This window comes from Ralstonia psammae (genome assembly GCF_958405935.1).
Lineage (GTDB): Bacteria > Pseudomonadota > Gammaproteobacteria > Burkholderiales > Burkholderiaceae > Ralstonia > Ralstonia psammae.
This window is the reverse complement of record NZ_CATZBU010000009.1, coordinates 56,097-75,509: the sequence shown is the minus strand read 5'-3', so window position 1 is coordinate 75,509 and position 19,413 is coordinate 56,097. Positions and strand designations below refer to the sequence as shown.

22 protein-coding genes are annotated in these 19,413 nt (G+C 66.2%); 3 read left to right on the top strand and 19 right to left on the bottom strand.

What is annotated here, in order from left to right; all coding sequences use genetic code 11:
- Window positions 1–3: 3 nt before the first annotated feature.
- The gene (gene dnaJ, locus R2N16_RS17635; RefSeq protein WP_004631688.1) at window positions 4–1,152 is read left to right on the top strand and encodes a molecular chaperone DnaJ; all 1,149 of its coding nucleotides are present in this window, start codon (window positions 4–6) and stop codon (window positions 1,150–1,152) included.
- Between the two features lie 150 nt (window positions 1,153–1,302).
- A complete protein-coding gene (locus R2N16_RS17630; protein WP_316667081.1) occupies window positions 1,303–3,201 on the top strand; it encodes a bifunctional chorismate-binding protein/class IV aminotransferase in 1,899 nt (632 codons plus the stop codon).
- Here the strand turns inward: R2N16_RS17630 and R2N16_RS17625 are convergent.
- From R2N16_RS17625 to R2N16_RS17585, 9 genes are all read right to left on the bottom strand, one after another.
- A complete protein-coding gene (locus R2N16_RS17625; protein ID WP_316667080.1) occupies window positions 3,091–3,843 on the bottom strand; it encodes an ABC transporter ATP-binding protein in 753 nt (250 codons plus the stop codon). The genes R2N16_RS17630 and R2N16_RS17625 overlap by 111 nt on opposite strands.
- A gap of 106 nt (window positions 3,844–3,949) precedes the next feature.
- Window positions 3,950–4,657: an ABC transporter permease gene (locus tag R2N16_RS17620; RefSeq protein WP_316667079.1), complete on the bottom strand. Its 708-nt coding sequence runs from the start codon at window positions 4,655–4,657 to the stop codon at window positions 3,950–3,952.
- A gap of 11 nt (window positions 4,658–4,668) precedes the next feature.
- A complete protein-coding gene (panB, locus tag R2N16_RS17615; RefSeq protein WP_316667078.1) occupies window positions 4,669–5,487 on the bottom strand; it encodes a 3-methyl-2-oxobutanoate hydroxymethyltransferase in 819 nt (272 codons plus the stop codon).
- Between the two features lie 56 nt (window positions 5,488–5,543).
- Window positions 5,544–6,188: a deoxynucleoside kinase gene (locus tag R2N16_RS17610; RefSeq protein ID WP_316667077.1), complete on the bottom strand. Its 645-nt coding sequence runs from the start codon at window positions 6,186–6,188 to the stop codon at window positions 5,544–5,546.
- Window positions 6,189–6,220: 32 nt separating this feature from the next.
- Entirely contained in the window at window positions 6,221–6,736 is a 516-nt protein-coding gene (gene folK, locus R2N16_RS17605) for a 2-amino-4-hydroxy-6-hydroxymethyldihydropteridine diphosphokinase (RefSeq protein WP_316667075.1), read from the bottom strand.
- Window positions 6,733–8,313 (bottom strand): polynucleotide adenylyltransferase PcnB, encoded by a 1,581-nt coding sequence (gene pcnB, locus R2N16_RS17600; RefSeq protein WP_316667074.1) that lies wholly within the window; start codon window positions 8,311–8,313, stop codon window positions 6,733–6,735. The genes folK and pcnB overlap by 4 nt, the downstream gene beginning before the upstream one ends.
- A 12-nt stretch (window positions 8,314–8,325) precedes the next feature.
- Window positions 8,326–9,000: a histidinol-phosphatase gene (locus R2N16_RS17595; protein WP_316667073.1), complete on the bottom strand. Its 675-nt coding sequence runs from the start codon at window positions 8,998–9,000 to the stop codon at window positions 8,326–8,328.
- Between the two features lie 52 nt (window positions 9,001–9,052).
- Window positions 9,053–9,754, bottom strand: a complete 702-nt coding sequence (gene hda / locus R2N16_RS17590; protein ID WP_316667072.1) for a DnaA regulatory inactivator Hda — start codon at window positions 9,752–9,754, stop codon at window positions 9,053–9,055.
- Between the two features lie 48 nt (window positions 9,755–9,802).
- The gene (locus R2N16_RS17585) at window positions 9,803–10,873 is read right to left on the bottom strand and encodes an AI-2E family transporter (RefSeq protein WP_316667071.1); all 1,071 of its coding nucleotides are present in this window, start codon (window positions 10,871–10,873) and stop codon (window positions 9,803–9,805) included.
- A gap of 164 nt (window positions 10,874–11,037) precedes the next feature.
- Between R2N16_RS17585 and purM the strand changes: the two genes are divergently transcribed.
- Window positions 11,038–12,093 carry a phosphoribosylformylglycinamidine cyclo-ligase gene (gene purM / locus R2N16_RS17580; protein ID WP_316667070.1) on the top strand — a complete coding sequence of 352 codons (1,056 nt, stop codon included), beginning with the start codon at window positions 11,038–11,040 and terminating at the stop codon, window positions 12,091–12,093.
- Between the two features lie 72 nt (window positions 12,094–12,165).
- On the opposite strand, the gene R2N16_RS17575 is transcribed toward purM, so the two are convergent.
- The 10 genes from R2N16_RS17575 to ccmC all read right to left on the bottom strand — a co-directional run bounded on the left by R2N16_RS17575 (window position 12,166) and on the right by ccmC (window position 19,413).
- Window positions 12,166–12,606: a hypothetical protein gene (locus R2N16_RS17575; RefSeq protein WP_316667069.1), complete on the bottom strand. Its 441-nt coding sequence runs from the start codon at window positions 12,604–12,606 to the stop codon at window positions 12,166–12,168.
- Between the two features lie 53 nt (window positions 12,607–12,659).
- Window positions 12,660–12,908, bottom strand: coding sequence for an Ada metal-binding domain-containing protein (locus R2N16_RS17570; protein WP_316667068.1), 249 nt, complete (start codon window positions 12,906–12,908; stop codon window positions 12,660–12,662).
- Between the two features lie 6 nt (window positions 12,909–12,914).
- Window positions 12,915–14,000: a bifunctional DNA-binding transcriptional regulator/O6-methylguanine-DNA methyltransferase Ada gene (ada, locus tag R2N16_RS17565; protein WP_316667067.1), complete on the bottom strand. Its 1,086-nt coding sequence runs from the start codon at window positions 13,998–14,000 to the stop codon at window positions 12,915–12,917.
- Window positions 14,001–14,095: 95 nt separating this feature from the next.
- The gene (gene ccmI, locus R2N16_RS17560) at window positions 14,096–14,995 is read right to left on the bottom strand and encodes a c-type cytochrome biogenesis protein CcmI (RefSeq protein WP_316667066.1); all 900 of its coding nucleotides are present in this window, start codon (window positions 14,993–14,995) and stop codon (window positions 14,096–14,098) included.
- Window positions 14,992–15,462, bottom strand: coding sequence for a cytochrome c-type biogenesis protein (locus tag R2N16_RS17555; protein ID WP_316667065.1), 471 nt, complete (start codon window positions 15,460–15,462; stop codon window positions 14,992–14,994). The genes ccmI and R2N16_RS17555 overlap by 4 nt, the downstream gene beginning before the upstream one ends.
- Entirely contained in the window at window positions 15,455–15,997 is a 543-nt protein-coding gene (locus R2N16_RS17550) for a DsbE family thiol:disulfide interchange protein (protein WP_316667063.1), read from the bottom strand. The genes R2N16_RS17555 and R2N16_RS17550 overlap by 8 nt, the downstream gene beginning before the upstream one ends.
- Window positions 15,994–18,012: a heme lyase CcmF/NrfE family subunit gene (locus R2N16_RS17545; protein WP_316667062.1), complete on the bottom strand. Its 2,019-nt coding sequence runs from the start codon at window positions 18,010–18,012 to the stop codon at window positions 15,994–15,996. Before R2N16_RS17545 ends, R2N16_RS17550 begins: the two co-directional genes overlap by 4 nt.
- A complete protein-coding gene (ccmE, locus tag R2N16_RS17540) occupies window positions 18,009–18,479 on the bottom strand; it encodes a cytochrome c maturation protein CcmE (protein ID WP_316667061.1) in 471 nt (156 codons plus the stop codon). The genes R2N16_RS17545 and ccmE overlap by 4 nt, the downstream gene beginning before the upstream one ends.
- A complete protein-coding gene (locus R2N16_RS17535; protein ID WP_316667060.1) occupies window positions 18,476–18,628 on the bottom strand; it encodes a hypothetical protein in 153 nt (50 codons plus the stop codon). Before R2N16_RS17535 ends, ccmE begins: the two co-directional genes overlap by 4 nt.
- On the bottom strand, window positions 18,625–19,413 hold the full coding sequence (ccmC, locus tag R2N16_RS17530; RefSeq protein WP_316667059.1) for a heme ABC transporter permease CcmC: 789 nt from the start codon (window positions 19,411–19,413) through the stop codon (window positions 18,625–18,627). The genes R2N16_RS17535 and ccmC overlap by 4 nt, the downstream gene beginning before the upstream one ends.

The following is a 19,413-nucleotide window of genomic DNA, read 5'->3' as shown; positions in this document are numbered from 1 at the left end:
ACCATGGCAAAACGTGATTACTACGAAGTGCTCGGGGTGGGTAAGAACGCGAGCGACGACGAGATCAAGAAGGCTTATCGCAAGCTCGCGATGAAGTACCACCCGGATCGCAATCCGGACAGCAAGGAAGCGGAAGACAAGTTCAAGGAGGCCAAAGAGGCCTACGAGATGCTCTCCGATGCTGAGAAGAAGGCGGCCTACGACCAGTACGGCCACGCCGGCGTCGACCCGAATATGGCGGGCGGCTTTGGCGCGGGCGGTGCGGGCTTTGGCGGCGGCTTTGCCGAAGCCTTTGGCGACATCTTTGGCGACATCTTTGGTCAGGCTCAGGGCCAGGGCGGACGTCGCGGGGGTGGCCCGCAGATGTATCGCGGCGCCGACCTGCGCTACAGCATGGAGATCACGCTGGAGCAGGCCGCGCATGGCTACGATACGCAGATTCGCGTGCCGCACTGGGACGAGTGCGACCACTGTCACGGCAAGGGCGCTGAGCCCGGCTCCAGCGTGGAGACTTGCCCAACCTGCCACGGCGCCGGTCAGGTGCGTGTGTCGCAGGGCTTCTTCACGATGCAGCAGACTTGCCCCAAGTGCCACGGCAGCGGCAAGTACATCCCCAAGCCGTGTACCAAGTGCCACGGCCAGGGCAAGCTGAAGAGCCAGAAGACGCTGGAAGTGAAGATTCCGGCCGGCATCGACGAAGGCATGCGCATCCGTTCGTCGGGCAACGGCGAGCCGGGTATCAACGGCGGACCGCCGGGCGACCTGTATGTGGAAATCCACATCAAGCAGCACGCGGTGTTCGAGCGCGACGGCGATGATCTGCATTGCCAGATGCCGATCTCGTTTGCGACGGCAGCCATTGGCGGTGACATCGAAGTGCCGACGCTCGGTGGTCGTGCCTCCTTCACGGTGCCCGAAGGCACGCAGGCAGGCAAGACGTTCCGCCTGCGCGGCAAGGGCATCAAGGGCGTGCGTTCGGGCTATGCGGGCGACCTCTACGTGCATATCAACATCGAGACACCTGTCAAGCTGACGGAGCACCAGAAGGATCTGCTCAAGCAGTTCGACAAGTCCGTGCACGAAGGCGGCTCGCGGCACAGCCCGCAAGAGCAGTCGTGGCTGGACAAGGTGAAGAACTTCTTCTCCTCGTAAGAAGCCGCGTAAAGCTACTGCGCGGCCAGATCTTGGTCCTGCGATACTTGCCGTACTCATGCACGGCTGCGTTTCTCGGGCCAACCTCTGGCCGCTCGCTACGCTTTTCGAGGCTTCTTAAAACACCACTTCTCGACTGAGGAATTCGCCATGCAGCCGCTCCAAGCGCCAGAAACCGGCGCGCCGTTCGCGCTGCTGGACGATGCCACCTCGGGTGGCGCGCCGTGCTCGCGCTGGTACACCGGTTATGCCGGCGAGTTCTTCCGGCCGGCCGGCGTGCTGGATGGGCTGGACGATGATCTTCGCGCCGCTTGGCGCGAGGGTTTGCATGCCTTGCTCGTTGCGCCGTATGAGTTTGGTGGGCCGCTGGTGGGTCTGCCGGCCTCGACTGAAACCTCCGCTTTATTGCCCGGCCACGATGGCCGCCTGCGCGTGCTGCTGTTTCGCACGATGCAGGTGCTGTCGCCGGCCGAGGTCGATACGCTGTTCGATGCGTGGCCCGAAGCGACGGGCGCAGCCGGCCTGTTCGACTGTGCTGCCAGCGTCGATCACGCCACCTATACCGACGCCATCGCGCGCATCCACGACTGGATTGCGGCGGGCGACACCTACGAAGTCAACTACACGTACCGCCTGCGCATGACTGCGTTTGGCGCGCCGGCGGCGTTGTATCGGCGCCTGCGTGCGCGCCAGCCTGTGCCCTACGGCGCATTCATCGGGCTGCCGGAGGGTGGCGCGATTCTGTCGTGCTCGCCGGAGCTGTTCTTCTCGCATCGCGCGGGCCAGCTTGTTGCGCGGCCGATGAAGGGCACCGCGCCTGCCACCGGCGACGTTGAAGTCGACGAAGCCCGCGCCATCGCGCTGGCCGCCGACGAGAAGAACCGCGCCGAGAACCTGATGATCGTCGACCTGCTGCGCAACGATCTGGGCCGTCTCGCCCGTGCGGGCTCGGTGCGCGTGCCGGCGCTGTTTGAGGTGACGCCGTTTGGCAGCGTGCTCCAGATGACCTCGACCGTAGAGGCCGAGATTCCGCCTGCCACAGGCCTTGCCGATTGCCTGCGTGCGTTGTTCCCCTGTGGCTCCATCACCGGCGCGCCCAAGCGGCGGACGATGGAGATCATCGAGGCGCTGGAGCCCGAGCCGCGTGGCCTGTACACCGGCGCCATCGGCTGGATCGATGCGCCTGCCGACGATCGTGCGATGGGCGACGCATGCTTCTCGGTGGCGATCCGCACGCTGGTCCTCGGCGCGCCCCGCACCGATGGCCTGCGCAGCGGTGAACTTGGCATCGGCTCAGGCATCGTGCACGACAGCATCGCAGATGACGAGTATGCAGAGTGCCAATTGAAGGCGCGGTTCGTGACGGCGCTCGATCCAGGGTTGTCGTTGTTCGAGACGATGCGCGCAACGCGCGACGGCGTGGCACTGCTGGATTGGCATCTGGCGCGCCTGGAGCGCTCTGCGGCTGCATTCGGTTTCCCGTTCGACCGCACGACGCTGGCGGATGATGTGGCGCGAGCGTGCGCATCGCTGGAAGGCGAGGGCGCTTATCGCATGCGCCTGTTGCTCACCCCGAACGGTACGGCGAACGTATCGGCCGTGCCCCTGTCGCCGCTGCATGCGACCTGGGATGCACCGGTACGGCTGCTCGTGGCCGCGCAACCGCGCGAGGTCACGCACAGTCTGCCGACGCACAAGACCACCTTGCGTGCAGGCTACGACGCTGCCTGGCAGGCGGCCGAGCGCGAAGGTGCATTCGATACCGTGTTCTTCAACGCCGATGGCACGTTGGCCGAAGGCGGGCGCAGCACGTTGCTGGTCAAGCTCGATGGTGCGTGGTGGACGCCGCCGCTGTCCGCAGGCGTCTTGCCGGGGGTGATGCGTGCCGTGCTGTTGAAAGACGCCTCGCCCTGGCTTGGCGGGCCGCTGCAGGAGCGCTCACTGACGCGCGCCGATGTTGCCCGCGCCGAGGCCATCGCCGTATGCAATGCCCTGCGCGGCGTGGTGCCCGCGCATTTCGAGCCGGCCCTGACCGTCGACGTGCTCTAGCTTCCAGCGGGCCACGCCGGGCAGGTTGATGAGCTCGCGGTCGTGGCAGACCATCAGCAGCGTGCGGCCTTCGGCTGCCAGTTCTCCCACAAGTGCAATGACTTGCTCGCGTGCGGCGCCGTCAAGGTTCGAAGTCGGTTCGTCGAGCAGCAGCACATCCGTGTGCAGCGCGCGAGCACGCGCCAATGCAAGGCGTTGCGTTTCGCCCCCGGACAGGCGTTCGGGCGGCACATCCACCACGTGCTGCAGGCCCGCCCAGCGGAGCGCATCGTCGACACGCTCAGCCAACGCCGCATGTGCCACGCGGTGTGCGCCGGTGGTCAGCCCATAGGCAAGATTCGCGCGCACCGACGTGCGGAACAGATACGGATGCTGGTGCACGTAGGTCAGCCGCGCGCGCAGCTCGGCCGGGTAGGGCGACAGCGGCTGACGCCCCCGGCCCATGTCGACGGTCGCACCATCGGCGGGTGCAAGCCCAGCCAGCATGCGCAGCAGCGTCGTCTTGCCGACGCCGTTTGCACCTGTGATGACAATCGCATGTCCTGCCGATAGCGCCAGGCGCGGAATCTCGAAGAGCGCGCGCGCGCCGTGCTGGCAGCGCAGGCCTTCAAATACCATCGTCGGTTGCGATGTCGTGCTCATGCGGCCACCTCCCGACCCATGTCGATGATTCGGCCTGGATGGGGGCGGTGGCGGGCGACATTCGCGGCCGTTCGCATCCCGGCTACGCGGGGCACCTGCTTACGGCTCATACCGACCCCCGCCGATAGTTGCCGGCCCCTTGCAACCACGCCAGCACAAGGTTGACGAGCAGCGCCAGCGCGATCAGTACGATACCCAGCGCAATGCCCTGGGCGAATTCGCCTTTGCTGGTTTCCAGTGCGATCGCCGTGGTCATGGTGCGCGTGACGCCTTCGATGTTGCCGCCGACCATCAGCGCCGAGCCCACTTCCGCAATGACGCGCCCGAAGCCCGCCACCACCGCTGCCATCAGACCGAAGCGCAGTTCACGGAAGACCGTCAGCAGCAACCGTACGCGTCCGGCGCCGAGCACGCGTGCTGTTTCAGCAAGACGCGGATCTGCGCGCTCGAGCGTCGTCAGTGCAAACGCGACGATCACTGGCAGGCCAAGCACCGCTTGCCCGAGGATCATCCCACCCTGCGTGAACAGCAGCCCGAAGCCGCCCAGCGGCCCCTGCCGCGAAAGCAGCAGATACAGCAGCAGCCCGATCAGCACGGTCGGAAACGACAGCGACGCCTGCGCCAGCACCACGAGCGCACGGCGCCCGATAAAGTGGTGCATGGCGATGACGTACGCGATGAGTAGACCTGGCGGCGCCGCTAGCAGCAGCCCCGCAATCGCCACCTTCAACGACACCCAGACGATCAGCCACAACGCCGCATCGCCGCGGGCAAGCAGGGCGAAGGCGTCGACGGTGGCCGACCAGATTTCCATGCGGGTGCCGCTCAGGCGAAGGTGTGTTCCGGGCCGGGGAACGAGCCGTCCTTGACGGCGGCCACATAGGCGGCGACGGCGCCATCGATGGTGGTCTGCCCATCCATGAAGTTACGTACGAACTTGGGACGATGGCCGGGAAACACGCCCAGCATGTCGTGCATCACGAGCACCTGGCCCGAGCACTCCAACCCCGCGCCGATGCCGATGGTCGGAATAGCCAGCAGACGCGTGACTTCGCCGGCCAGCTCAGCCGGGATGGCTTCCATGACGACGAGCTGCGCGCCGGCATCCTGCACGGCCAGCGCGTCGGCCTTCAGTTGCGCGGCCGCTTCGTCGCCGCGCCCCTGCACTTTGAAGCCGCCAAACGCATGCACCGATTGCGGTGTCAGGCCGATGTGCGCGCACACCGGAATGCTGCGTTCAACGAGGAACTTGATCGTAGGCGCGAGCCACACGCCGCCTTCGAGCTTGACCATCTGCGCGCCGGCCTGCATTAGGCGCACGGCGCTGTGGAAGGCTTGTTCGGGCGTGCCATAGGTGCCAAACGGCAGGTCCGATACGAGCAGCGCTTTGTCGATGCCGCGCGACACGCATTCGGTGTGATAGACGATGTGTTCGAGCGTGACCGGGAGCGTGGTCTTCTGGCCCTGCATCACGTTGCCGAGCGAATCGCCGACGAGCAAGACGTCGGTGCCGTTGCGATCCATCAGGGCGGCGAAGCTGGAGTCGTAGGCTGTCAGCATGGCGATGCGCTCGCCGGCGGCACGCATGGCCTGCAGCGAAGTCACGGTGACGGCCTTGCGGTTCGATTCCTGGAGGTAGCTCATGGACTGAGACTCGTTGGGGCATCGCGAGCGCCCACGCAGACCATGCGGTGCGTTGACTAGCGCGTTGCCAGCTTGATGAATTCCTTGGGCCCGCGCATCGCGTCGATGCGGGCGAGCAAGGTGCGGAAATCGTCGTCGTTGCCTGCGGGGTCGAAGGCGGCGGTGTCGACGATCAGCGTCGGTGCGGCATCGTAATACAGAAACAGCTCGCCGTATGCGGCGCAGATGCGTTCGAGGTATTCGGCGTCGATGCCTGTTTCGTAAGGAACGGCGCGGCGGGTGATGCGCGGCAGCAGGTCTTCGGCGCGTGCTTGCAGGCAGATCACAAGGTCGATGCGCTGTTGCGGCAGGGCCAGCGCATTGGCCATCGCGTCGTACAGCGCGAGTTCATCGACGGGTAGCGTGAGTTGGGCGAACAGGCGGTCGCGCGGCAGGAAGCTGTCAGCGACGATACGTTCACCGGCAAGCGTCGCCTTATGCCACGCCTTCTGGCGCTCGGCGCGCTGCAGCAGGAAGCGCAACTGCACCGGTAGCGCATAGCGCGCGGGGTCTTCGTAGAAGCGGGCGATGAAGGTGTTTTCGCCAGGCGTTTCGAACAGCGTCGACGCCCGCAGATGATCGGCCAGACGCTGGGCCAGTGCAGTCTTGCCCACGCCAATGGGCCCTTCAACAACGATGCGGCGCAGGTGATCCAGTGCCATCGGCTAGTGGTTGTGCGTGTGGGGCGGGGTGATCAGGCGGCAGGCTGCTTGGCGCGCATGCACTGGCACATCGTGGTCTTTTCGATGCGCTGGTCGGCCACGCCGGGCAGCAGTGCTGCCACGGCGCCAATGCCCGGAATCACGAGATCGGGCGCCAGTTCATGCAACGGAAGCAGGGTAAAGGCGCGTTGGCCCACGCGCGGGTGCGGCACTGTCAGCTCGGGTGAGGTGAGGACGTGGTCGCCGTAGAGCAGCAGGTCCAGATCAAGCGTGCGCGGCGCGTTGTGGAACGGGCGCTCGCGGCCGAACTGGTCTTCAATGTGGTGACAGATGCGGAGCAGCTGGTCGGCAGTGAAATGCGTGTCGATGCGCACCACGGCGTTGATGTAGTCGTCGCCGCTGGATTGCACCGGCGCGCTGCGATACAGGCTCGATTTGCCGGTGATGGTGATGCCGACCTGCTGTGCGAGGCAGACCACGGCGTCTTTCACTGCCTGGCGGGCGTCGCCCAGGTTGGCGCCGATGCCGATGTACGCCACTGTCTTCACGTTTCCTCCGAACTTCCCGGATTGACGTCAACGACTGTATCCGATTTTGCCGGACCACGTCGGCGGCGACGGCGCTTGCCCGGGCTGGTCTGGCTGGTCTGGCTGGTCGAACCGGTATTTCCGGAGGAACTCGGGGCGCGCTTGGCTTGTGCCATGAGGGCTTCGCGGGCTTCGCCGTCACCGTTCTGGAAATCGGTCCACCAGTCGGCGAGTTCTTGCGGCAATTCGCCCGAGGCACAGCGCAGTGCGAGGAAGTCGTAACCGGCGCGGAAGCGCGGCGACTCCAGCAGGCGATACGGCATGCGGCCCGAGCGCTTCTCAAAGCGCGGCTGCATGCTCCAGATTTCCTTCATGTCGGAGGTGAAGCGGCGCTGGATGGCAAGTTGCTCGGTCTGGCGGTCGAGCACTTCATCCATGGCGGTGTGCAGAGCAGGGATCAGCGGCTCGCCGGCAGCGCGGCGGCGGTTCCAGTGCTCGACCACGTGATGCCACAGCAGCGAGGCAAATAGGAAGCCCGGCGAGACCGGCTTGCCAGCCTTGACGCGATCGTCGGTGTTGTCGAGCGCGAGCTGCACGAAGCGTTGGCCCATCGGCTGCTCCAGCGCGACGTCCAGCAGCGGCAGCAGGCCGCGGTGCAGGCCGGCCTTGCGCAGTTCCTGCAGCGATGCCCAGGCGTGGCCCGACATCAGCAGCTTCAACATTTCGTCGAACAGGCGGGCGGCCGGCACGTTGTGGATCAGCGGGCCCAGCTCCGCGATCGGAGCGCGCGTGTCGGGGTCGATGTCGAAGCCGGTCTTGGCCGCGAAGCGCACCACGCGCAGCATGCGGACCGGGTCTTCGCGGTAGCGGGTGAGCGGATCGCCGATCATGCGCAGCGTGCGGGCGCGCATGTCTTCCATGCCGTGATGGTAGTCATGCACGGTTTCGTCGGCGGGGTTGTAGTACATCGCGTTGACGGTGAAGTCGCGGCGGGTGGCGTCTTCGGCCTGGGTGCCCCAGACGTTGTCGCGCAGCACACGGCCGCTGGCGTCGACGGCATGCGTGTGGTGGTCCAGCTCGGTGCGCTTGACGCGCTTGCCGGCGGGCACCTGCTCGGCGTCGATCGCGTCGACGAGAGCGCGGAAGGTCGAGACTTCGATGATTTCCTGATCGCGTCCGCCGTAGAACGTGACGTGCACGATCTGAAAACGGCGTCCGATGATGCGCGAGCGGCGGAACAGCGCCTGCACCTGGTCGGGCGTGGCGTTGGTCGCCACATCAAAGTCTTTCGGTTTGATGCCGAGCAGCAGGTCACGCACGGCCCCGCCCACGACGAAGGCGCTATAGCCGGCTTCCTGCAGCGTGGAGGTGACCTTGACCGCGTTGCGCGAGAGCAGCTTGGGATCGATCCCGTGCTCGTCCACGCTCCACACGCGCGCCTGACGCGGCACGCCGCCGGCGGATTTGGTGCGCGCCTTGGCCGTTTTGGGCACCTTGGGCGCGCGGGTCTTCCTGGCCGTGGGTGTTCCCGGTTCAGCGGGAGCGTTGGGCTCTGCGGAGGTCTTGCCCAGCAGGCGATTGATGAGTTTCTTGATCACGCCGCGCCCTGCTTAGAATAGATCCATGATGCGCCAGTTGCGCGCGGCTGCCAGATTGCGCAGCGTGTCGTCCGGGTTGGTGGCGACGGGGTCGGTCACCTCCTCCAGCAGCGGCACGTCGTTGGCCGAATCGCTGTAGAAGGTGCTGCGCTCGAAATCGCTCCAGCCGCGGCCCATGTTGGCCAGCCACGCGTGCACGCGCGCGACCTTGCCTTCGCGGAAGCTCGGTGTGCCGGCCACGTCGCCGGTGAAGGCGCTGTCCGGGCTGCCGTCGGCGGTGGCCGGTTCGGTGGCGATCAGGTGATCGATGCCGAAGGCCTCGGCGATCGGGCGGGTGACGAAGCTGTTGGTGGCGGTCACCACGCAGCACAGATCGCCGGCGTCCAGATGCTTATAGACCAGCGCTTGCGCCTGCGGCGTGATCTTCGGACGGATCACGTCGTGCATGAACTCGGCGTGCCACTGGGCGAGCGTGTCGCGCGAGTGGGCGGCAAGCGGTGCCAGGGCAAAGCGCAGAAACGCATGGATATCCAGCGTGCCGGCTTTGTAGTCGGCATAGAACTGATCGTTCTTGCGTTGGTATTCGGCTTCATCCACCACGCCGCGGCGGATGAGGAAGCGTCCCCACTCGTGGTCGCTGTCAGTGGGGATGAGGGTGTGATCGAGGTCGAAGAGGGCCAGATTCATGGGGCGCGATTTTACCCGAACGTTACATAACCGACCGCGCCGGCCCCCAGATTCACTTGATCAGCGCGAGCATGTCGCGCACGAGCGGCAGGGTGACGGCGCGCTTGCGGGCGAGCGAATAGGTGTCGAGGGCGTCGAGCAGGGCCATCAGGCTCGGCATGTCGCGGTAGGAGTGCGTCACGAGCCACTGCGGCACATCGGCCGAGAGCTGCATGCCGCGTTCGCGGGCGGCCTGGCGCAAGGCTTCAACCTTGTCAGCGTCGGACAGCGGGCGCAGCCAGTAGACCAGGCCCCACCCCAGGCGGGTGCGCAGATCTTCACGCAGCGGCATCGCCATCGGCGCGGCTGCCCCGGAAATGGCGATGGCGGCATGCGGATGCGCGCGCACTTCATTGACGAGGTTGAACACGGCGATCTGCGCCCATTCGTCCAGGCGCTCGGCGTCGTCGATCGTCCACACGGTGATGGTCGGATCGAATTCGAAGGCTTCGGGCGGGGCGTCGGGTTCCAGCGTGCGGACTTCGTAGCCGCCGGCCTCGGTCTGGGCGCAGATGGCCTGCAGCAGGTGGCTGCGGCCGCTGCCTTCCTCGCCCCAGAGGTAGACCAGGCGGTCGGTGGCGGTCCCGTCCACCACTTGCGGAATCAGGGCGCGCAGGCGCAGCACCGCCTCTTCGTTGCCGGTGGCGACGAAGTTGTCGAAGGTCGGGGCGGGTGTCGCACCGAGTTCGAGCGGGAGCTGTTCGGGTGTGGCCATGAAACGTGGAGTGGGGTCGCCGTACTTTTCAGTTGCCTTCAGTGGCTTTCAGTCCTGGTAGAGCCGGCTGTTCAGGTAAAGCCGCCGAATCTGCCGCAAACCGACCAGCAGCACAGCACTCATCGGTAGGGCGAGGAGGATACCGAAAAAACCGAACAATTGGCCAAAAGCCAGCAAGGCAAGGATGACCGCCAGCGGGTGCAGGCCGATGCGTTCGCCCACCAGACGCGGCGTCAGATAGAAGCTTTCCAGGAACTGGCCGATGCCGTACACCACGGCCACCGCCAGCAGGCCGTAGAGGTTGCCGAACTGCAACAGGGCGGCAAGGATAGCCAGCGTGAGCCCCACGCCAAAGCCGATGTACGGAATGAACACCGCCAGCCCCGTGAAGATGCCCACCGGCAGCGCCACGTCAAAGCCGGCCAGCGCCAGCCCCGCCGAGTAGTACACCGCCAGCACCAGCATCACGATGATCTGCCCCCGCAGGTATTGGGACAGCAAGCCGTCGGTTTCAGCGGCCAATTCGCGCGTTTTTGGCAGCCAGCGGCGCGGGACGGCGGTTTCGAGCCGGCGCATGAGCATGTTCCAGTCCATCAGCAGGTAGAACATCACGATCGGCACCAGGAAGAAGATGCCCAGCACCTGGATGGCCGCCGAGCCCGACACGCGCAGATAGGTCAGCACCCGCGCGACCACGTCGTCCGGGCTGGCGGCGAGCTGTTCTGTGAGCAGCGTGCGCAGGCCGGGAAAATCAAGGCTGACGTGCAAGCCCATCTCGGCCAGCTTGGGCGACAGAAACGCGTTGAGCTTGGCGAGCATCCCGGGCAGTTGCTCGCGGATGGCCGGAATCTCCCGCTGCAGCACCGCCAGGATCAGCAGCATCAGCGCCACGCCCACCACCGTCAGCACCAGGATCATCAAAAACACACCCAGCACGCGCGGTACGCGACGACGCTGCAGCCATTCCACGCCCGGGTGCAGGATGTACGACAGGATGAACGCGAAGACGAAGGGTGTGAGCGTGGGCGCCAGCGCCTTGAGCAGGGCCAGAAAGACAAGCGCCACGGCGATCCAGGCGAGCGTGCGCTTGGTTTCCTGCGACAGCACGGGGGCGTTCATGGGGGGCGACGGTTCAGAATGCGGGGTGGATGAGTCGGAAAAGCGGCCATCGGGGTGGCCGCATCCGGTAAAATCGCGATTTTACTGGACCGGCGGGTCCGATTTTTGTGACTTCCCGCTGCCGTCTCGCTTTCTTTCCCAGTTTTTTCAATTCAGACGACTGTATGAGCGCTTCCGACACCCCATCCGCATCGACCGGCCTGTCTTACCGCGACGCGGGCGTCGACATCGAGGCGGGTGACGCCCTTGTCGACCGCATCAAGCCGTTTGCCAAGCGCACCATGCGCGAAGGCGTGCTGGGCGGCATCGGCGGCTTCGGCGCGCTGTTCGAGCTGTCCAAGAAGTATCAGGAGCCGGTGCTTGTGTCCGGCACCGACGGCGTGGGCACCAAGCTCAAGCTGGCTTTTGCGCTGAACCGCCACGACACGGTTGGCCAGGATCTGGTCGCCATGAGCGTGAACGACATCCTCGTGCAGGGCGCCGAGCCGCTGTTCTTCCTGGATTACTTCGCCTGCGGCAAGCTCGACGTCGATACCGCCGCCACCGTGGTCAAGGGCATTGCCCAAGGTTGTGAGCTGGCCGGGTGCGCGCTGATCGGCGGCGAAACCGCCGAAATGCCGAGCATGTACCCGGACGGCGAATACGACCTGGCCGGCTTTGCCGTCGGCGCGGTGGAAAAGCGCAAGATCATCGACGGCACCACCATTGCCGAGGGTGACGTGGTGCTGGGCCTGGCTTCGTCGGGTGCGCACTCCAATGGCTACTCGCTGGTGCGCAAGATCATCGAAGTGTCGCGTCCCGATCTGAACGCCGACTTCCATGGCCAGCGCCTGCAGGACGCCATCATGGCGCCGACGCGCATCTACGTGAAGCCGCTGCTGTCGCTGATCGAGAAGCTGACCGTCAAGGGCATGGCGCACATCACCGGCGGTGGTTTGACCGAAAACGTGCCGCGCGTGCTGCAAGACAACCTGACCGCCGTGCTGCACAAGGACGCCTGGACGCTGCCGCCGCTGTTCCAGTGGCTGCAAAAGGCCGGCAACGTGGCCGATGACGAAATGCACCGCGTGTTCAACTGCGGCATCGGCATGGTGGTGATCGTGTCGGCGGCCGATGCACCGGCCGCCATCGCGCACCTGAAGGACGCAGGTGAGACGGTCTACCAGATTGGCGAGATCCGCGCCCGCCAAGCAGGCGAAGCGCAGACGATCGTGGTCTGACGCGAAGTTCGCACCAAAAAAAAACCGCCGATGTGTTCGGCGGTTTTTTTATGCGCGTCGTTTCGCGGGTGCTTATTTCAGGGGGACGTATTCGCCGCTGGCCGGGTCGTCCTTTTGCAGCGCGCCGGTGGTTGTGTCGATCAGCAGGGTGACGACGCGCGGCGCGGTGTTCGGGTCGCCGCCGCAGGCCGGGGTGTGGTTCTCCCGCACTTCGACGCTGTTGTGGGTGTCATCGGCCCGGTCCACCAGGAACGACAGGCATTCCTGCGGCAGGGTGGTGAGCTTGTACTTCTCGATGGCGGCACGGGTCAGATCGATGGCCTTGGACTGTTCGGCCTCGCTGATGGCGGGCGCGCTGGCCGCCGGGGCATTGCCCGCGCTGGATGCGCCAGGAGCGGAGGCCGCAGGTGCGGCAGCCGGAGCAGGCGCGGCAGGCTTGTGCGCGTCGTCGGAGCGGCCGCAGCCCGCAAGCGCGAGAGCGATGAGCGCGGCTAGCAGCAGGGGTTTGGTCATGATGTGCGAAGCGTGTCTGCGATGATCAGCCCAGGACTTTACCCGGAACGGGCCTATTTTTTCCATGCCGCATACGCCTGTGGCATGCACACCGCGCAGGGTCGGTAGCCGGCGGCACGCGCGTCGGCTTCGTTCAGGAAGAACACGCGGTGGCGCACATAGCCGCCGCGCGCGATGGCCCGGCGTGCGGCCGCGCAATCGAGCCGGCCATAGATGCGTGCACGCCGATGCCCGCCCAGCGTGCCGGGCACAACGCTCTCATAGCGCTGACCATCGGCGCCGATGAGTATCCACGTTCTCACGCGGTTTCATGCGGCGGATTGCGCCTCGCGCTCCAGCAGTGCCAGCTTGCGCTCCACGCCCCAGCGATAGCCCGAGCTGTTGCCGTCTCGGCGGATCACGCGGTGGCACGGGATAGCCACCGCAATGTGATTGGCCGCACAGGCCTGCGCCACCGCGCGCACCGCCTTGGGTGCGCCGATGCGCGCGGCAATCTCGGCGTAGCTGGTGGTGCTGCCCGGCGGCACGTCGCGCAGCGCTTGCCACACGCGCTCCTGGAACGCGGTGCCGCGCACATCCAGCGGCAGCTCCAGCCCGATGGATGGCGCTTCGATCAGCCCCACCACTCGGGCGACGAGGTCTTCAAAGCCCGCGTCCCCGCCGATGAGTTCGGCCTTCCGAAAGGTGTCCTGCAGATCGCGCACGAGGGCGTCGGGGTCGTCGCCCATCAGGATCGCGCAGATGCCGCGATCGCTCTGCGCCACCAGGATCGAACCGAGCGAGCACTCGCCCACGGCAAAGCGGATGGTCGTCTGTGCGCCGCCCGCACGATAGCGGCTGGCCGTCATGCCAAGCACGTTGTCGGACGCCTCGTAGAAGCGGCTGCTGGCGTTGAACCCGGCATCGTAGATGGCCTCGGTGACGGTGCTCCCGCGCCCCAACTGCGCGCGCAGCTTGCGGGCGCGATGCGCATCGGCGTAGGCCTTGGGCGTGAGGCCCGTGACGCTCTTGAACAGGCGATGGAAGTGATACGGGCTCAAGCCGGCGTCTTGCGCGAGCGCGTCAAGCGTGGGTGGTGTGTCGGCGGCCTCGATGCGGCGGCAGGCCTGCGCGACGAGCGCGGTTTGCTGCGCGCGTACGGTGCTTTGATCAGGGGCGGTGCGGCGGCTCGGGCGGTAACCGGCGGCTTCTGCATCGGCGGGCGTGTCGAAGAACTCGACGTTTTCCGGGCGCGGCAGGCGCGACGGGCTGCTCGGCTGGCAATACACGCCGGTGGTCTTCACCGCATAGACGAATTGCCCGTCGGCAGAGGCATCGCGCGCCAGCACGCGAGCCCAGCGCGGGTCGTGTTCGACGAGGGTGGTGTCCGGTACGGTACGGGCGGAGGTTTGCATGGCGTCATCCAGTGGACTGCGATGACTGTACTGTAGGTGCGGCCCCCTGGCGGGGCACTCCGGGTCTTGCGGTCAAATTCGAAGCACTGCTCGCGTCACTTGCCGTCGGGTGTTTTTTGCTGATCGGCGCGCGCGGCGGCCAAGTTGGCGGCCACCTGCCTGGCGCCGGCAGATTCAGGCGGCAGCAGCCGGTACAGGTGCTCCCACTGGGCAATTGCATCGCTCACGTCACCACGCTCCACTGCAGCGGAGGCGGCCAGGGCCAGTGCTTTGGGCTCGTCCGGATCGGCCTTCAGGGCGAGGCGTACCTGTTCCATGGGCGCACCAGCGAGGGCGCCATTCTGCGCGGTGGCGAGTGCATCGGCGTAATCGGCCCGAAGGCTGGCGACGTCGGGGGCAAGGGCCACCGCCCTTGCATAGGCGGCGACGGCATCGGCGGGGCGCTCCATCGTGCTGTAGGACCGGGCGAGCAGTGCCCAGCCGGGCGCGTCGTCAGGCGTGTCACGCAGCCGTTGCGCGAGGCTGTTGACCATTGCTTCGATCTGCGCGTCTCCACCGGTGTGATCGCCGCGGGCGGTGGTCATCACGTCGCCGGGCATCCACAGTGAGATGGGCTTGCCCAGGTGCTGGTAAAGCAGCACGGCGGACGTGGGCAACGCAGCCAGCAGCACTGCGGCGAGCACAACGGGGCGGCGGTCGGGGCGCGCCCGCGAGGTGCTGCCGCTGTCAGCCGTATCGTCCAGAAGCCGTTGGCCAAGCTCTGCGCGTGCGTGCGCGTGGCCCGCGGCATCGATAGCACCGGTGTGCAGGTCGGCATCCAGTTCGCGCAGTTGGTCTTGGTACCAGCGGACCATCTGGCTGCGCGCCGTTGGGCGCTGGAGGTGGGTGTCGCCCATATCGTTGCGCACGCGTCGCAACAACGGCGTCAGCAGAACCGCCATGGTGACGGCCGTGAGCGCGGCCGCCAGCAGCCAGAACAAGGTCATCACGGTCATGGGCGGGGGTCTTCCGGTGGCGTCGACGCAAGCAGGGCAGCGAGACGCGCTTGCGCGTCAGGGTCCATCTCGGCAGGGGCCGGCTTCTGCTGTTTGCGGGACAGCACGATGCCGAACACCACCGCCATCAGCAAGAGCGCCGGGCCAAACCACAGCAGATATGTCAGCGGTTTGACGGGCGGCCGGTACAGGACGAAATCGCCATAGCGCTGGACGAGGTAGTCCTTCACGGCGGCCTCGGTGGCGCCGGCACGCAGTTGTTCGCGAATCTGGCGGCGCAGGTCGACGGCCAAGTCGGCGTTGGAATCGGCGAGGGTCTGGTTCTGGCAGACGAGGCAGCGCAGTTGCTCCGACAGCGCGTGGACGCGGGTATCGAGATCGGCGTCCGACCCTGCGGCACAGGCTGGCATCTGCAACGTGAATGCGGCGACGCACGCGAGAACGAGGGCAGCCAGTCGCCTATGCATGACCACCTTCCTGCTCCAGTTGCTGCAGAAGCGGCACGATCTTGCGTTCCATGGACTCGGCCGTCACCGGGCCGACCTGCCGATAGCGCACCACGCCGGCGCGATCGATGACGAAGGTTTCCGGCACGCCGTAGACACCGTAGTCGATGCCGACCTTGCCGTCTGCGTCGATGAGCGACGCGACATACGGGTTGCCCATTTGTTTGAGCCATGCACGTGCGGCATCGGCGTCGTCCTTGTAGTTCAGCCCGTAGATCGGCACGGGTGATTGTTTGGCGAACGCGTTCAGCACGGCGTGTTCTGCGCGACAGGCGGTGCACCACGATGCCCAGACGTTGAGCATCCAGACCTTGCCGCGCAGGTCTTGGGGCGTGAGCGGGCCGGCAGTCGAGTCCAGCGCCGTCAGCCTGAACGCCGGTGCGGGCTTGCCGACCAGCGGCGAGGGCAGCTCACGCGGATCACGCGACAGCCCGGCCGCCAGCGCAATCACGAGAACAAAGAACGCTGCCAGCGGCAGTACGTAGCGCAGTTTCACCGTGGCTCCTCCGTCGCTGGCATTGCCAACGATGGGCTGCCCAGCGCAGTGTCGGGCGTGGTGTGCGATGCCGTGGCGCGGCGGCGCAGCCGGTAGCGGCGGTCGCACACGGCCAGCAGGCCGCCCAGCACCATCAGCACACAGCCGCCCCAGATCCAGCCGACGAAGGGCTTGATGTAGACGCGCATGGCCCAGCTGTCTTGTCCGAGTGATTCGCCCAGCGCGACATAGAGGTCGCGGGTGATGCCACTGTCGATGGCGACTTCGGTCGTGGGGGTTTCCTGGCTGTGGTACAGGCGCCGCTCGGGCAGCAGCGTGGCCACGGGTTTGCCGTAGCGGCTGACTTCGATGTGGCCGCGCAAGACCTCGTAATTGGGGCCCTGCGCCGGTGTAACACGGGTGAGATGGAACGTGTAGCCGCCCACCTCCACCGTGCCGCCCACGCGCACGGGCAACTCGCGTAGCGTCTCCTGGCTCAGCACCAGCGTGATCCCTGCGATGAACACACCGACTCCGGCGTGCGCCACCAGCATGCCGAAGTAGCTGGGCGGCAATTGCCGCAGTGTTGTCCATCGATTGCCGGGCTGGCGAAGCTTTTCGGCCAGACTGGCCAGCGCGCTTGCAAGACACCATACGGCCAGCGTCAGCCCAAGGCCCGCCAGCGCGGATGTTCGATAAAGCAGCCCCAGTCCGAGCCCGATGACAACACTCGCCACTGCCGCCCAGCGCAGCCGCACGGCCATCGACGGCAGTGCACCATGACGCCAGCGCGCCAATGGCGCCGCACCCATCAGCAGTACCGCAGGAGACATCAGCGGCACAAAGACCTGCTCGAAATACGCCGGCCCGACCGAGATCTTGCCCAGCCGCAGCACATCCAGCACCAGCGGATACAGCGTGCCGAGCAACACCGTGGCGGCCGCCACCGCCAGGAGCACGTTGTTGGCCAGCAGGAACGATTCACGCGCGAACAGCGAGAACGTCGCGCCTTCCGAAGGGCTGCTGGACAATCGCCTTGCGCGCCACGCAAACAGACCCAGCGCACCGCCCGTCACGATGCCCAGCAAGGCCAGGATGAAAAGACCGCGCTTCGGGTCCACCGCGAACGCATGCACCGACGTCAGCACGCCCGAGCGGACGAGGAACGTACCCAGCAGACTGAGCGAGAACGTGAAGATGGCCAGCAGCGCCGTCCATGCGCGGAACACGCCGCGCTTTTCTGTCACCGCCAATGAGTGGATCAGCGCCGTGCCTGCCAGCCACGGCATGAACGACGCGTTTTCGACCGGGTCCCAAAACCACCAGCCGCCCCAGCCGAGTTCGTAATACGCCCACGCGCTGCCGAGCATGATGCCGGTCGTCAGGCACGTCCAGGCGGCGGTCGTCCATGGCCGCGACCAGCGTGCCCAGGTCGCATCGAGCCGACCTGACAGGAGCGCGGCCATCGCAAACGAAAACGCCACCGCAAAGCCCACGTAACCCATGTAGAGCATGGGCGGGTGCGACACCATGCCCGGGTCTTGCAGCAGTGGGTTGAGATCACGCCCTTCCATGGCCGGGGGCAACAGGCGCAGGAACGGGTTGGACGCCAACAGCAGGAAAAGCAGCAGCCCCGTGCTGATGACACCCATCACGCCCAGTACGCGCGCCACCACGGGCAACGGCAGTTGTCGGCTGAACAACGACACGGCCAGCGACCACAGCGCCAGCATCGTCGTCCACAGCAACATCGATCCCTCGTGCCCGCCCCACACGGCGGCCACCCGATAGTGCAGCGGCAGCGCGCTGTTCGAATTGGCGGCGACATAGAGCACGCTGAAATCGTTGCTGACGAATGCCCATGTCAGCGCGCCATACGCCAGCAGCACCAGCGCGCACTGCATGCGCGCAGCGGGACGCGCCACGGCCATCCAACGCGCGTTGTCGCGCGCCGCGCCAAGCAGCGGCAGCACGGATTGCATGACGGCAGTCAGCAGCGCCAGGATCAACGCGAAGTGGCCCAGCTCGGTAATCATCGTGACGCGCTCCGGGCAGATTCCTTCGCCATCTGTTCGTTGACTTGCGCGGCGCGGCGTACGGCATCGGCGGCTTCGGGCGGCATGTAGTTTTCGTCGTGCTTGGCGAGCACCTCATTGGCGAAGAAGACGCCGTCCTCGCCCAGCCGGCCGCGCGCCACCACGCCCTTGCCCTCGCGGAACAGGTCCGGCAGCAAGCCGTGGTAGACGACCGGCACGCCGCGCGCTGTGTCGGTGACGATAAAGCGGATGGTCATGCCGTCACGTTCGCGTTGGATGGAGCCGCGCTCGACCAGGCCGCCCAGGCGGAAGACCTGTGCCACAGGCGCTTCCTTGGCCGCGATCTGGCTCGGGCTGAAGAAGAACACCAGATTGGAGCGGAACGCATTCAGCGTGAGTGCGGTCGCCGCACCCGCGCACACCAGCGCGGCGAGCAGGATGCCCAGGCGGCGTTGTCTGCGTGTCATTGGTCGCCGCCGTCAGGAGGTGAGTGATGGGCGCGATTGGCCGCGCGCCAGCGGCGTGCCAGCAGCAGCAACTCGGCCGCGAGGCAGATGGCGGCCACGGCAAACGCGCCCGCAATATAGTCGATGTGATTGGCGGAGAACTGGCTCATGCCGGCGTGCCCCGGTTGTGGTCGTCGTCGGCACGCTCGCGCATGATGCAGCGAACGCGAATCAACGCCACGCAGATGCTGTACATCCAGCACGCGAGCGTCATCAGCAGCATGCCGAGCAGCATCGTCATCGCCATCGACGGTGCTGCCGTCAGGCTGATGGACGCGCCCTGATGCAGCGTGTTCCACCACTGCACCGAGAAATAGATCACGGGGATGTTGACCACGCCCACCACGGCAAGCACGGCGCAGGCGCGTTCAGCGCGGCGCGGCTCTTCGATGGCGCTCTCCAGCGCGATGAAGCCGAGGTACAGAAACAGCAGCAGCAACTCCGACGTCAGCCGCGCATCCCACACCCACCACGTGCCCCACGTCGGCTTGCCCCACAGCGCGCCTGTCCACAGCGCAATGGCGGTGAACAGCGCGCCCGTGGGTGCCAGCGCCGAGGCCATCATCGACGACAGCCGCGTGCGCAGCACCAGCGCCAGCGCGCAATAGCCGGCCATCACCAGGTAGATGAACATCGACATCCACGCAGCCGGTACGTGCAGGAAGATGATGCGGTAGACCTCGCCCTGTTGCGCATCGGTGGGCGCCACCACAAAGCCAACGTAGAGGCCCGCGATGAGGAACAGGAGTGCCGCCGCGCCAAACCACGGCGCCAGCTTGCGCGCGAGCGGATCAAACCGCGCGGGCGACGCATACGCCAGCCAGTTCCAGCGTCGGGAGGCCGGTTCGCGTGCGGCGGCGATGGGCGGGGTGTGGAGTCCGGATCGGTTCGTCAT

What these genes read in the sequence shown, in the direction of transcription:
- dnaJ (WP_004631688.1), top strand. Translation starts at nt 4, where the DNA reads ATGGCAAAACGTGATTACTACGAAGTGCTCGGGGTGGGTAAGAACGCG.
- R2N16_RS17630 (WP_316667081.1), top strand. Translation starts at nt 1,303, where the DNA reads ATGCAGCCGCTCCAAGCGCCAGAAACCGGCGCGCCGTTCGCGCTGCTG.
- R2N16_RS17625 (WP_316667080.1), bottom strand. Translation starts at nt 3,843, where the DNA reads ATGAGCACGACATCGCAACCGACGATGGTATTTGAAGGCCTGCGCTGC.
- R2N16_RS17620 (WP_316667079.1), bottom strand. Translation starts at nt 4,657, where the DNA reads ATGGAAATCTGGTCGGCCACCGTCGACGCCTTCGCCCTGCTTGCCCGC.
- panB (WP_316667078.1), bottom strand. Translation starts at nt 5,487, where the DNA reads ATGAGCTACCTCCAGGAATCGAACCGCAAGGCCGTCACCGTGACTTCG.
- R2N16_RS17610 (WP_316667077.1), bottom strand. Translation starts at nt 6,188, where the DNA reads ATGGCACTGGATCACCTGCGCCGCATCGTTGTTGAAGGGCCCATTGGC.
- R2N16_RS17595 (WP_316667073.1), bottom strand. Translation starts at nt 9,000, where the DNA reads ATGAATCTGGCCCTCTTCGACCTCGATCACACCCTCATCCCCACTGAC.
- hda (WP_316667072.1), bottom strand. Translation starts at nt 9,754, where the DNA reads ATGGCCACACCCGAACAGCTCCCGCTCGAACTCGGTGCGACACCCGCC.
- R2N16_RS17585 (WP_316667071.1), bottom strand. Translation starts at nt 10,873, where the DNA reads ATGAACGCCCCCGTGCTGTCGCAGGAAACCAAGCGCACGCTCGCCTGG.
- purM (WP_316667070.1), top strand. Translation starts at nt 11,038, where the DNA reads ATGAGCGCTTCCGACACCCCATCCGCATCGACCGGCCTGTCTTACCGC.
- R2N16_RS17575 (WP_316667069.1), bottom strand. Translation starts at nt 12,606, where the DNA reads ATGACCAAACCCCTGCTGCTAGCCGCGCTCATCGCTCTCGCGCTTGCG.
- ada (WP_316667067.1), bottom strand. Translation starts at nt 14,000, where the DNA reads ATGCAAACCTCCGCCCGTACCGTACCGGACACCACCCTCGTCGAACAC.
- ccmI (WP_316667066.1), bottom strand. Translation starts at nt 14,995, where the DNA reads ATGACCGTGATGACCTTGTTCTGGCTGCTGGCGGCCGCGCTCACGGCC.
- R2N16_RS17555 (WP_316667065.1), bottom strand. Translation starts at nt 15,462, where the DNA reads ATGCATAGGCGACTGGCTGCCCTCGTTCTCGCGTGCGTCGCCGCATTC.
- R2N16_RS17545 (WP_316667062.1), bottom strand. Translation starts at nt 18,012, where the DNA reads ATGATTACCGAGCTGGGCCACTTCGCGTTGATCCTGGCGCTGCTGACT.
- ccmE (WP_316667061.1), bottom strand. Translation starts at nt 18,479, where the DNA reads ATGACACGCAGACAACGCCGCCTGGGCATCCTGCTCGCCGCGCTGGTG.
- R2N16_RS17535 (WP_316667060.1), bottom strand. Translation starts at nt 18,628, where the DNA reads ATGAGCCAGTTCTCCGCCAATCACATCGACTATATTGCGGGCGCGTTT.
- ccmC (WP_316667059.1), bottom strand. Translation starts at nt 19,413, where the DNA reads ATGACGAACCGATCCGGACTCCACACCCCGCCCATCGCCGCCGCACGC.